Origin of the sequence: Burkholderia sp. E168m15 (assembly GCF_016586105.1) — a bacterium.
GTDB lineage: Bacteria > Pseudomonadota > Gammaproteobacteria > Burkholderiales > Burkholderiaceae > Burkholderia > Burkholderia orbicola.
This window is the reverse complement of sequence record NZ_BCPO01000021.1, coordinates 1-11,997: the sequence shown is the minus strand read 5'-3', so window position 1 is coordinate 11,997 and position 11,997 is coordinate 1. Positions and strand designations below refer to the sequence as shown.

The 11,997-nt window shown below is 68.3% G+C and carries 11 protein-coding genes; 4 read left to right on the top strand and 7 right to left on the bottom strand.

From position 1 onward, the window contains the following. The 4 genes from glcE to proC form a co-directional block, all read left to right on the top strand. Window positions 1–1,074, top strand: a 1,074-nt coding sequence (gene glcE, locus JMF86_RS03280; protein WP_236592998.1) for a glycolate oxidase subunit GlcE, incomplete at its 5' end; no start/stop codon positions are given. Between the two features lie 7 nt (window positions 1,075–1,081). Next, on the top strand, window positions 1,082–2,308 hold the full coding sequence (glcF, locus tag JMF86_RS03275; RefSeq protein WP_078040669.1) for a glycolate oxidase subunit GlcF: 1,227 nt from the start codon (window positions 1,082–1,084) through the stop codon (window positions 2,306–2,308). A 139-nt stretch (window positions 2,309–2,447) separates the two neighbouring features. Beyond that, window positions 2,448–3,146: a YggS family pyridoxal phosphate-dependent enzyme gene (locus JMF86_RS03270; protein ID WP_027812714.1), complete on the top strand. Its 699-nt coding sequence runs from the start codon at window positions 2,448–2,450 to the stop codon at window positions 3,144–3,146. A gap of 53 nt (window positions 3,147–3,199) precedes the next feature. Further along, a complete protein-coding gene (gene proC / locus JMF86_RS03265; protein WP_201316708.1) occupies window positions 3,200–4,012 on the top strand; it encodes a pyrroline-5-carboxylate reductase in 813 nt (270 codons plus the stop codon). Window positions 4,013–4,112: 100 nt separating this feature from the next. Here the strand turns inward: proC and ubiA are convergent, their stop codons facing one another. The 7 genes from ubiA to recG form a co-directional block, all read right to left on the bottom strand. After that, complete coding sequence (gene ubiA, locus JMF86_RS03260; protein ID WP_078040667.1) at window positions 4,113–4,976, bottom strand: 4-hydroxybenzoate octaprenyltransferase; 864 nt, start codon at window positions 4,974–4,976, stop codon at window positions 4,113–4,115. Between the two features lie 207 nt (window positions 4,977–5,183). Next, window positions 5,184–5,672: a non-specific DNA-binding protein DpsA gene (dpsA, locus tag JMF86_RS03255; RefSeq protein ID WP_006476862.1), complete on the bottom strand. Its 489-nt coding sequence runs from the start codon at window positions 5,670–5,672 to the stop codon at window positions 5,184–5,186. A 119-nt stretch (window positions 5,673–5,791) separates the two neighbouring features. Beyond that, window positions 5,792–5,938: a hypothetical protein gene (locus JMF86_RS03250; RefSeq protein ID WP_164728307.1), complete on the bottom strand. Its 147-nt coding sequence runs from the start codon at window positions 5,936–5,938 to the stop codon at window positions 5,792–5,794. Window positions 5,939–6,040: 102 nt separating this feature from the next. Beyond that, on the bottom strand, window positions 6,041–8,227 hold the full coding sequence (gene katG / locus JMF86_RS03245; protein WP_201316707.1) for a catalase/peroxidase HPI: 2,187 nt from the start codon (window positions 8,225–8,227) through the stop codon (window positions 6,041–6,043). Window positions 8,228–8,327: 100 nt separating this feature from the next. Beyond that, window positions 8,328–8,453, bottom strand: coding sequence for a hypothetical protein (locus JMF86_RS35255; protein ID WP_256333940.1), 126 nt, complete (start codon window positions 8,451–8,453; stop codon window positions 8,328–8,330). Between the two features lie 405 nt (window positions 8,454–8,858). Further along, the gene (locus JMF86_RS03240; RefSeq protein ID WP_006476864.1) at window positions 8,859–9,818 is read right to left on the bottom strand and encodes a LysR substrate-binding domain-containing protein; all 960 of its coding nucleotides are present in this window, start codon (window positions 9,816–9,818) and stop codon (window positions 8,859–8,861) included. 147 nt (window positions 9,819–9,965) lie between these two features. Beyond that, window positions 9,966–11,997 (bottom strand): ATP-dependent DNA helicase RecG (gene recG, locus JMF86_RS03235; protein ID WP_201316706.1); only part of this gene is annotated, 2,032 nt, incomplete at its 5' end.

The following is an 11,997-nucleotide window of genomic DNA, read 5'->3' as shown; positions in this document are numbered from 1 at the left end:
ATCGTCGCCGGATGGGCCGAGCGCATCCGCGCCGCCAGTGCCGACGGCCGACCGCTGCGGATTCGCGGCGGCGGCACCAAGGACTGGTACGGCCAGGCGCTCGAGGGCGAAATACTCGACACGCGCGCGTTTCAGGGCATCGTGTCGTACGACCCGGCCGAACTCGTCGTCACGGTCCGCGCGGGCACGCCGCTCGCGCAACTGGAAACCGCCCTCGCCGAGTGCGGCCAGATGCTGCCGTTCGAGCCGCCCCACTTCGGCCGCACGGCCACCGTCGGCGGCTGCGTCGCGGCCGGCCTCGCGGGCCCGCGCCGCGCCACCTGCGGTGCCCCGCGCGATTTCGTGCTCGGCACCACGCTGATGAACGGCCGCGGCGAAATGCTGCGCTTCGGCGGGCAGGTCGTGAAGAACGTCGCCGGCTACGACGTGTCGCGGCTGATGGCCGGCGCGCTCGGCACGCTCGGGCTGATGCTCGACCTGTCGATCAAGGTGCTGCCGATGCCCGTCGCCGAGGTCACGCTGAAGTTCGAGATGACCGCGACCGACGCGGTGCGCAAGCTCAACGAATGGGGCGGCCATCCGCTGCCGGTCAGCGCAAGCGCGTGGCGCAACGGCACGCTCGTGCTGCGCCTGTCGGGCGCGGAAGCCGCCGTGAAATCCGCGAAGACGCTGCTCGGCGGCGAAGTCGTCGACGCGGTCGAGGCCGAGCGCTTCTGGTCCGGCCTGCGCGAGCATACCGACCCGTTCTTCAACGGCATCCCGCCCGGCTATGCGCTGTGGCGCCTGTCGCTGCCGTCGATCACCGAACCGATGCACCTGCCCGGCACCCAGTTGATGGAATGGGGCGGCGCGCAACGCTGGTGGATCACCGACGCCGACGCGCAAACCGTGCGCATGAGCGCGAAACAGGCCGGCGGCCATGCCACGCTGTTCCGCGCGGGCGACACCTACGACCGCAGCGCGGGCGTGTTCACGCCGCTGCCCGCGCCGATGATGAAAATCCACCGCGGGCTGAAGAGCGCGTTCGATCCTGCGCGCATCTTCAATCGCGGCCGGCTTTACCCTGAGCTCTGAGGGCTGGATGCAAACGAATCTCGCCGATTTCATCCGCAATACGCCCGACGGCGACGAGGCCGACGCGATCCTGCGCAAGTGCGTGCACTGCGGGTTCTGCACCGCGACCTGCCCGACCTACCAACTGCTCGGCGACGAACTCGACGGCCCGCGCGGCCGCATCTACCTGATCAAGCAGATGGTCGAAGGCGCACCCGTCACGCGCAGCACGCAACAGCATCTCGACCGCTGCCTCACGTGCCGCAGTTGCGAGACGACCTGCCCGTCCGGCGTCCAGTACGGCCGGCTCGTCGAGATCGGGCGCAAGCACGTCGAGGCGCAGGTGGAGCGCCCCGCGCAGCAGCGGCTGATGCGCCGCGTGCTCGCGAGCGTCGTGCCGAACGCGGCGCTGTTCTCGCCGATGATGCGGCTCGGCCAGCACGTGCGGCCGCTGCTGCCGAAGCGGCTGCGCGACAAGGTGCCGCCGCGCACGCGACTGCTCGAATGGCCGCACCGCACGCATCCGCGCAAGATGCTGATGCTCGGCGGCTGCGTGCAGCCGTCGATGCTGCCGAACATCAATATCGCGACCGCGCGCGTGCTCGACGCGCTCGGCATCGAGACGGTCGTCGCGCCCGACGCGGGCTGCTGCGGCGCGATCCGCCTGCACCTGAACTATCACGACGAAGCGCTCGACGACGCGCGCCGCAACATCGATGCGTGGTGGCCGCACGTCGAACAGGGCGTCGAGGCGATCGTGATGAACGCGTCGGGCTGCGGCGCGACGGTGCTCGAATATGCGCACCTGCTGCGCGACGATCCGGCCTACGCGGAGAAGGCGCAGCGCATCGTGTCGCTGACGCGCGACATCTCCGACGTGCTGCTCGCGTTCGAGGCCGAACTCGCGACGATCGCGCGGCGCCGCGCGATCCATACGGTCGCCTATCACCCACCGTGCACGCTGCAGCACGGCCAGCAGTCGCGCGGCAAGGTCGAGCGCCTGCTGGAGACGCTCGGCATCGACGTGCGGCTACCGGCCGACAGCCACCTGTGCTGCGGCTCGGCCGGCACCTACTCGCTGACGCAGCCGTCGCTGTCGTACCGGTTGCGCAAGCAGAAGCTGCTGAAGCTGCAGGCGCTCGAGCCGCAGATGATCGTGTCCGGCAACATCGGCTGCATCGCGCATCTGCAGAGCGGCACGCAGGTGCCGGTCGCCCACTGGGTCCAGCTCGTCGAGCATTTGTTGTACGGCTAGGCCTCGTCCCGGCACGCAACGGGTGGACGGGCGCACGCGCGGCGTCCGTATAATGAGCGGATCGATGCGCCGCGTGTCGCGGCGCATCGGCTTCATGCCCGCTTCCCGTGCTGCTTCCGTGCCTGCTCTCGTGCCCGTCATGTCCGATCTCGCCGCCCGCCTCGCCTCCGTTCATCGCCGCATCGCCGACGCCGCCCGCGCGGCCGGCCGCGATCCCGCCGCCGTCTCGCTGCTCGCCGTGTCGAAGACGTTCCCGGCCGACGACGTGCGCGCCGCGCATGCGGCCGGGCAGCGCGCGTTCGGCGAGAACTACGTGCAGGAGTCGATCGACAAGATCGACGCGCTGGCCGATCTGCGCGCGAGCCTCGAATGGCATTTCATCGGCCCGCTGCAATCGAACAAGACGCGCCCCGTCGCCGAGCGCTTCGACTGGGTCCATTCGGTCGACCGGCTGAAGATCGCGCAGCGCCTGTCGGAACAGCGCCCCGCGCACCTGCCGCCGCTGAACGTGTGCGTGCAGGTCAACATCAGCGGCGAGGCGTCGAAGAGCGGCGTCGCGCCGGCCGACGTGGCCGAGGTCGCGCGGGCGGTCGCCGCGCTGCCGTCGCTGCGGCTGCGCGGCCTGATGGCGATTCCCGAGCCGGCCGACGACACCGACGCGCAACGCGCGCCGCATCGCGCACTGCGCGCGTTGTTCGACACGTTGCGCGCCGACGGCCTGCCGCTCGACACGCTGTCGATGGGCATGTCCGCCGATCTCGACGCGGCCGTGCTCGAAGGCGCGACGATCGTGCGCGTCGGCACCGCGATCTTCGGCGCGCGCGATTACGCGCACTGAACGCCGCGCCCTTTTCCGCCTTTCCGTTCACTCACTCGCTCATTCCCGACATCATGAAAATCGCATTCATCGGCGGCGGCAACATGGCCGCGGCCCTGATCGGCGGCCTGATCAAGCGCGGCGTCGCCGCGGACGGCCTGTATGCCATCGACGTCAACGAAGACGTCCGCGCGCGCGCCGCGCAGCAGTTCGGCATCCGGACCGGCGCGGCCATCGACGCGACGCTCGCCGACTACGACGCGATCGTGCTCGCGGTGAAGCCGCAGGTGCTGCACGACGTCGCGCAAGCGCTCGCGCCGCACCTGAAGTCGCAACTCGTGATCAGCATCGCGGCCGGCATCCGCGGCACGGATCTCGCCCGCTGGCTCGGCGGCTACGCGCGCGTCGTGCGCACGATGCCGAACACGCCCGCGCTGGTCGGCATGGGCGTGACGGGCCTGGCCGCGCTGCCGGGCGTCGACGCCACCGGCCGCGAACTCGCGTCGAGCGTGCTCGGCGCGGTCGGCGAGATCGTGTGGTTCGACGACGAAGCGCAGCTCGACGCGGTCACCGCGATTTCGGGCAGCGGCCCCGCGTACGTGTTCTATTTCATCGAAGCGCTGCAGGAAGCCGCGCGCCGCCTCGGCATGAACGACGAGCAAGGCCGTGCGCTCGCCGTCGCGACGTTCACCGGCGCCGCGCAACTGGCCGCGCAGCCGGGCGAACCGGCGAGCGTGCTGCGCGAACGCGTGACGTCGAAGGGCGGCACGACGGCCGCCGCGCTCGCGGCGTTCGACGCGCAGGGCGTGAAGGAAGCGATCGTGCGCGGCGCCCTCGCGGCCGAGGCGCGCGCGAAGGAAATGGGCGACGAGCTCGGCCGCGCGTAAGCGTGACGGCGGCGCCGGTCGTGCCGGCGCGAGACGTAAAAAAGCGACCGTCAGGTCGCTTTTTCGTTGGCGCCGCGCGCAAGTACGCGCGGTGTGTCGTTCAGTTGCCCGCCAGCAGGTAATGCGCGGCGATGCCCGCAAACAGCACGCCGCCCAGCCAGTTGTTGTGGCGAAACGCCGCGAAACACGGCATCCGTTCGCGATCCTTGATCAGCGTGTAGTGATAGAGCGCGCAGCCGACCGCCGCCGCCCAGCCCACCCAGTACGCGAGGCCGAAGCCGAGCGTCACGCCGATCCACACGTAGATGCCGAGCGTCGCCGCGTAGCACGCCATCACGGCCGCGACGTCGAAACGGCCGAACGTCAGCGCGGACGTGCGGATGCCGATCTTGATGTCGTCGTCGCGATCGACCATCGCATATTCGGTGTCGTACGCGACCGACCAGAAGATGTTCGCGACCAGCATCACCCACGCCAGCATCGGCACCGTATCCTGCACGGCCGCGAACGCCATCGGGATGCCGAAGCCGAACGCGATGCCCAGATACGCCTGCGGAATCGCGAAGAAGCGCTTCATGAACGGGTAGGAGCCGGCGACGAACAACGCGACGACCGACAATTCCTTGGTCAGCGTATTGAGCGGCAGGATCAGCAGGAACGCGATGAACGACAGCCCGACCGCGATCGCGACGGCTTCCCACGCGCGGATCTTGCCCGACGTCAGCGGCCGGTCGGCCGTGCGCTTCACGTGGCGGTCGAAATCGCGGTCGGCGTAGTCGTTCATCGCGCAGCCGGCCGAGCGCATCAGCAGCGTGCCGAGCGTGAAGATCACGAGCAGCGGCCAGCGCGGGTGACCGTCCGACGCGATCCACAGCGCGTTGAGCGTCGGCCACAGCAGCAGCAGGCTGCCGATCGGCTTGTCCATCCGGACGAGCCGCAGATACAGGGGAAAGCGGGCAAGCATGGCGAAGCACCGGGAAGAGAATCCCGGCATTTTAGAGCCGAGCGGTGCTTCGCGTCATGTCGGCGCGAGCCGCGGCAGGCGCTCGCCGCGGGCCGGCAGGCCACCGCGGCCCGCAGCGCGCGGCCGCGCCGCGACGCACATCAATCAGGGGACAGATTCAGCGCCGCCTCGAATCGGGCCGGCCTGCCGTCCCCGGCCGCACCGGGCTTAGGCGAGCAGCGACCGCAGCATCCATGCGGTCTTTTCATGCGTCTGCAGGCGCTGCGTGAGCAGGTCGGCGGTCGGCTCGTCGCTCGCCGCGTCGGCGATCGGGAAGATTTCGCGCGCGGTGCGCACGACCGTCTCGTGCCCTTCGACGAGCTGGCGGATCATCTCCTCGGCGGCCGGCACGCCCTTCGCTTCCGGCACCGACGACAGTTTCGCGAACTCGCCGAACGTGCCGGGCGCGACGACACCCAGCGTGCGAATGCGCTCGGCGACGGAATCGACCGCGAGCCACAGTTCGTTGTACTGCTCCTCGAACATCAGGTGCAGCGTGTTGAACATCGGTCCGGTCACGTTCCAGTGGAAATTGTGGGTCTTCAGGTACAGCGAAAAGGTATCGGCGAGCAGGCGCGACAGGCCGTCCGCGATGTTCTTGCGGTCCTTGTCGCTGATACCGATGTTGATCTGCGTGGCGTTGCCTTTCTTGGCCATCTTCGGGACTCCTCATTCGAAATGTTGAACCGGCGAAAATGCGTCGAGCAATCCGCATGCCGCGTCGCGCGGCATCCGTTCGCGACTCGCCAGTCTAGCGTCGCGAATCCATCGTCGCACTACGCGAGCGCGTGCAGCGCCTGCGAGACCAGCTCCACCGCCCCGCCGACGACGATCGCGAAGCCGACGACGTAGCGCGCCAGCTCGCCCGGCGATCGCAGAATGGGCGACGCTGCGGCACGCATGTCGAGCATCATTTGCGTCATGGTCGTCACTCCTTTGACAAGACATCGTTCAGAGAAGAAACGGCCGGTCGCTGGACCGGCCGTTTCACGTTACTGCATCACCGCATCAGGATGCGGCCAGGTTCATGCGAGGTCGAAGCGGTCGAGGTTCATCACCTTGTTCCAGGCGGCGACGAAGTCGCGCACGAACTTCTCCTGCGCATCCGCGCTGCCGTACACCTCGGCCAGCGCGCGCAACTGCGAGTGCGAGCCGAAGATCAGGTCGACGCGCGTGCCGGTCCACTTGACTGCGCCCGTCGCGCGATCACGCCCTTCGAACACGTCGTTCGCGGCCGACACCGGCTTCCACTCCGTGCCCATGTCGAGCAGGTTCGCGAAGAAGTCGTTCGACAGCGTGCCCGGACGATCGGTGAACACCCCGTGCTTCGAGTCGCCGACGTTCGCGCCGAGCACGCGCAAGCCGCCGACCAGCACGGTCATCTCCGGCGCCGTCAACGTCAGCAGTTGCGCCTTGTCGACCAGCAGCGCCTCGGCCGGCGTCTTGTACGCGCTCTTCAGGTAGTTGCGGAACCCGTCGGCGAGCGGCTCGAGCACGGCCATCGCGTCGACGTCGGTTTCTTCCTGCGACGCATCCATCCGGCCCGGCGCGAACGGCACCGAGATCGAGATACCCGCGTTCTTCGCCGCCTGCTCGACGCCGGCCGCACCGGCCAGCACGATCAGGTCGGCCAGCGACACCTTCTTGCCGTCCGTCTGAGCATCGTTGAACGCCTTCTGCACGCCTTCGAGCGTTTCGAGCACCGTCGCCAGCGCCGCCGGCTGGTTCACTTCCCAGTCCTTCTGCGGCGCGAGGCGGATGCGCGCACCGTTCGCGCCGCCGCGCTTGTCCGAACCGCGGAACGTCGCCGCCGACGCCCATGCGGTCGACACGAGCTGCGACACCGACAGGCCCGTGGCCAGCACCTTCGCCTTCAGCGCGGCGACGTCGGCGGCGTCGATCAGCGGGTGATCGACGGCCGGAATCGGGTCCTGCCACAGCAGGTGTTCCGCCGGCACTTCCGGGCCGAGATAGCGGGCGCGCGGGCCCATGTCGCGGTGCGTGAGCTTGAACCACGCGCGAGCGAACGCGTCGGCGAATTCGGCCGGGTTCTCGTAGAAGCGGCGCGAGATCTTTTCGTAGGCCGGGTCGAAACGCAGCGACAGGTCGGTCGTCAGCATCGTCGGACGATGCTTCTTCGACGCGTCGTACGCATCGGGAATCACTTCGCCGGCGTCCTTCGCGACCCACTGGTGCGCGCCGGCCGGGCTCTTCGTGAGCTCCCACTCGTAGCTGAACAGGTGCTTGAAGAAGTCGTTGCTCCACTTCGTCGGCGTCGAGGTCCACGTGACTTCGAGGCCGCTCGTGATCGTGTCCTTGCCCTTGCCCGTGCCGAACGTGCTCTTCCAGCCGAGCCCCTGCTCCTCGAGGCCCGCGGCTTCCGGCTCGGGGCCGACGTTCGAGGCCGGGCCGGCGCCGTGCGTCTTGCCGAACGTGTGACCGCCCGCGATCAGCGCGACCGTTTCCTCGTCGTTCATCGCCATCCGCGCGAACGTCTCGCGGATGTCGTGCGCGGCAGCAACCGGGTCGGGGTTGCCGTCCGGACCTTCCGGGTTCACGTAGATGAGGCCCATCTGCACCGCGGCGAGCGGGCTTTCGAGCTCGCGCTTGCCCGTGTAGCGGCTGTTCGGGCCGCCGCTCAGTTCCAGCCAGATTTTTTCCGAGCCCCAGTACACGTCGTCCGGTTCCCACGTGTCAGCGCGGCCGCCGGCATAGCCGAACGTCTTGAAGCCCATCGATTCGAGCGCGACGTTGCCGGTCAGGATCAGCAGGTCGGCCCACGAGATGTTGCGGCCGTACTTCTGCTTGATCGGCCACAGCAGGCGACGCGCCTTGTCGAGGCTGACGTTGTCCGGCCAGCTGTTGAGCGGCGCGAAGCGCTGCTGCCCGCCACCCGCGCCGCCGCGGCCGTCGGCCGTGCGATACGTGCCGGCGCTATGCCATGCCATGCGCACGAACAGGCCGCCGTAGTGGCCGAAGTCGGCCGGCCACCAGTCCTGCGACGTCGTCATCAGCGCGTGCAGGTCCTGCTTCACCGCGGCGAGATCCAGCTTCTTGAACGCCTCGGCGTAGTCGAAATCCGGGTCCATCGGATCGGACAGCGCCGAATGCCGATGCAGGACGTTGAGGTTCAGCTGATTCGGCCACCAGTCCTTGTTGGTCGTGCCGCTGCCTGCGGTGTGGTTGAACGGGCACTTCGTTTCGTTCGACATGCTTTTTCTCCTTGTCTTGCTCGTAGACCCCCACGTGCCGGGCGCGGTTCGTGGAGCATTGCGGGGGGATGAAACGGAACAGGCGGTTCCTCCGGTCGTACTACGGGACGTCGTGCGCGGCCTGCGACCCGCGTTCCCGCTGCGACGCGCCGCAGGGGCGCTCGGGGAAGCGGCTGCCGGCGGTCGTCGTGCCGGCGAGGCGGGTGGTTCTGCGTGTATCGGACATGCAATGCTCCCTCATGGCTCGACGGCAGTTAATCGGGGGAACACACGACCGGTGCGGCGGCACTCATCCGCCATACACACGGTCCGCCAGGTACGCGAACGCAATCGGACGCAGGCTGCGAACCGCCGCCCTGGCGCGATGTACGACCATGTCACGCGACGGGACGTTCCGCTGCGCGTGCTGCAATACCGACCGCATCATGACATCCTCCTTTGACGCTTGCATTCATCGTGCATCCCGCACCGACCGCACGTCGACTTGACGCCGATCCATGTAGAGGATTCTATCTATATCTATCAATTATTTGAATTTGATAAATTTCATCTATGCGATAGGAAAAAATAAACGGGGTCGCAAGACCCCGTTCATCACGCTGCCACATGTACATGCGCAGCCGCCTCAGTGTCAGTTCATCGTGGCCGGCATGTCGAGCTTCGCGACGCCCGGCAGCTCGCACGCGGCAATCGCGTCGCTGATCGCGTCGATCGCGGGCATCCGCGTGAAGCTCTTGCGCCATACGAGCACCACGCGGCGATCGGGCACCGGCTCGTTGAACGGCACGTACGACAGCAGCTCGGCATCCGGGCCGTTCGCGCGCGGGCCGACCTCGGCGACCGACATCCGCGGCAGCACGGTGATGCCGACGCCGCTCGCGACCATGTGGCGGATGGTTTCGAGCGACGAGCCCTCGAAGGTCTTCTGGATGCCGTCGGCCGTCTGCGAGAAGCGCATCAGTTCCGGACACACGCCCAGCACGTGATCGCGGAAGCAGTGGCCGTTGCCGAGCAGCAGCATGGTTTCCTGCTTCAGGTCCTCGGCGTCGATTTCGTCGCGCTTCTCCCACGGATGGCCGGCCGGCAGCGCGACGACGAACGGCTCGTCGTACAGCGGCCGCACCATCAGGCCGGTTTCGGGGAACGGCAGCGCCATGATCGCGGCGTCGATCTCGCCCTGCTTCAGCAGTTCGAGCAGCTTCAGCGTGTAGTTCTCCTGCAGCATCAGCGGCATCTGCGGAACACGCTGGATCATCTGCTTGACGAGCGTCGGCAGCAGATACGGCCCGATCGTGTAGATCACGCCGAGGCGGAACGGGCCGACGAGCGGGTCCTTGCCCTGCTTCGCGATCTCCTTGATCGCGAAGGTCTGCTCGAGTACGCGCTGCGCCTGGGTCACGATCTGGTCGCCGATCGGCGTCACGCTCACTTCGCTCGCACCGCGCTCGAAAATCTGCACGTTGAGCTCGTCTTCGAGCTTCTTGATCGCCACCGACAGCGTCGGCTGGCTCACGAAGCATGCTTCGGCCGCGCGGCCGAAATGCCGCTCGCGCGCAACCGCGACGATGTATTTCAATTCAGTCAGCGTCATTGTGGGTCAATCAGAGATATACAGGCGATAGGTTTAATTTATACACCTGTTGGCACCGATTCGCCAAGTTTCTCTGCATCGCGATGCGTCGATCGGCGTCGAATTGGCGTCGACTGGCGGCTTTCGATCCGGCCCCGAGCCGGTCGATCAGGCCTTCAGATACTGTTCGCGCGCACCGAGCCAGCGCGCGAGATGCTGCGTGACGACCTCGGGGTACGCGGCAATCAGCCGCGCCGCGGCCTCGCGGGCCGGGTCGATCAGCCAGCCGTCGGTCTCGAGGTTCGCAAAGCGCAGCATCGCCGCGCCCGACTGGCGCGCGCCGAGGAATTCGCCGGGCCCGCGGATTTCGAGGTCGCGCCGCGCGATCTCGAAGCCGTCGGTCGTCTCGCGCATCGTCTTCAGCCGCTCGCGGCCGGTGAGCGACAGCGGCCCGGTGTACAGCAGCACGCACACCGACGCCGCGGTGCCGCGCCCGACCCGGCCGCGCAACTGGTGCAGCTGCGCGAGGCCGAAGCGCTCCGCGTGCTCGATCACCATCAGCGACGCGTTCGGCACGTCGACGCCGACCTCGATCACGGTCGTCGCGACCAGCAGCTGCACTTCGTTGCGCGTGAACGCCTCCATCACGGCCGCCTTGTCGGCCGGCGACAGCCGGCCGTGCACGAGCCCGACCTTCAGTTCGGGCAGCGCCGCGGCGAGCGTCTCGTAGGTCTCGACGGCCGTCTGCAGCTGCAGCGTCTCGCTCTCCTCGATCAGCGGGCATACCCAGTACACCTGGCGCCCGGTCAGCGCGGCCTCGCGCACGCGGGCGATCACTTCTTCGCGCCGCGCGTCGCCCACCAGCCGCGTCAGCACCGGCGTGCGGCCGGGCGGCAACTCATCGATCGTCGACACCTCGAGATCGGCGTAATACGTCATCGCGAGCGTGCGCGGGATCGGCGTGGCCGACATCATCAGCTGGTGCGGCTGAAAGTCGCGTGCGCCGTTGGCGGCGTTCGCGGCCTTCGCGCGCAGCGCGAGACGCTGCTCGACGCCGAAGCGGTGCTGCTCGTCGACGATCACGAGGCCCAGCCGCGCGAATTCGACCGTGTCCTGGATGATCGCGTGCGTGCCGATCACGAGCTGCGCGGTGCCGAGCGCGGCCGCCTCGATCGCCGCGCGCTTTTCCTTCGCCTTCAGGCTGCCCGCGAGCCACGCGACCGTGACGCCGAGCGGCTCGAGCCACGCGCGCAGCTTGCGCGCGTGCTGTTCCGCGAGGATTTCGGTGGGCGCCATCAGCGCGGCCTGGTAGCCGGCGTCGATCGCCTGCGTGGCGGCCAGCGCCGCGACGACCGTCTTGCCGCTGCCGACGTCGCCCTGCAGCAGCCGCTGCATCGGGTGCGCAAGCGTGAGGTCGTGCGCGATCTCGTCGACGACGCGCGCCTGCGCGCCCGTCAGCGTGAACGGCAGCGCCGCGTACAGACGCGTGGTCAGCGCATCGGTATCGGTCGCGGTGCGCCGCGGCATCGCGGGCGCGGCGCGCGTGCGGCGCTCTTCGTGCGCGCGCTTCAGCGACAACTGCTGGGCGAGCAGTTCCTCGAACTTGATGCGCGTCCACGCCGGATGCGAGCCGTCCATCAGCGCGGCTTCGTCGGAATCGACGCGCGGGTGATGCAGGATACGCACCGCCTGCTCGAGCGTCGGCACGTCGAGCGGCTTCAGGTAATCGCGCTGGATCTCGGGTGGCAGCAGTTCGGGCAGCGGCGTGCGCTCGACCGCGTTCTCGATCGCCTTGCGCAGATACGCCTGCGACACGCCGGCCGTGCTCGGGTAGACCGGCGTGAGCACCTGCGGCAGCGGCGCATCGGCTTCGACGACGCGCACGGCCGGATGCACCATCTCCATCCCGAAAAAGCCGCCGCGCACGTCGCCGCGCACGCGCAGCCGCTGGCCGACGGCCATCTGCTTGACCTGCGACCCGTAGAAGTTCAGGAAGCGCAGCACGAGCTGCTCGCCGTCGTCGTCCTGGATCTTCACGACGAGCTGGCGGCGCGGCCGGTACGCGACCTCGTTGTCGAACACGACGCCTTCGGTCTGCGCGATGCCGCCCGGCAGCAACTCGCCGATCGGCGTGAGCGTGGTCTCGTCCTCATAGCGCATCGGCAGATGCAGCACGAGATCGATCGAACGCGTGAGCCCG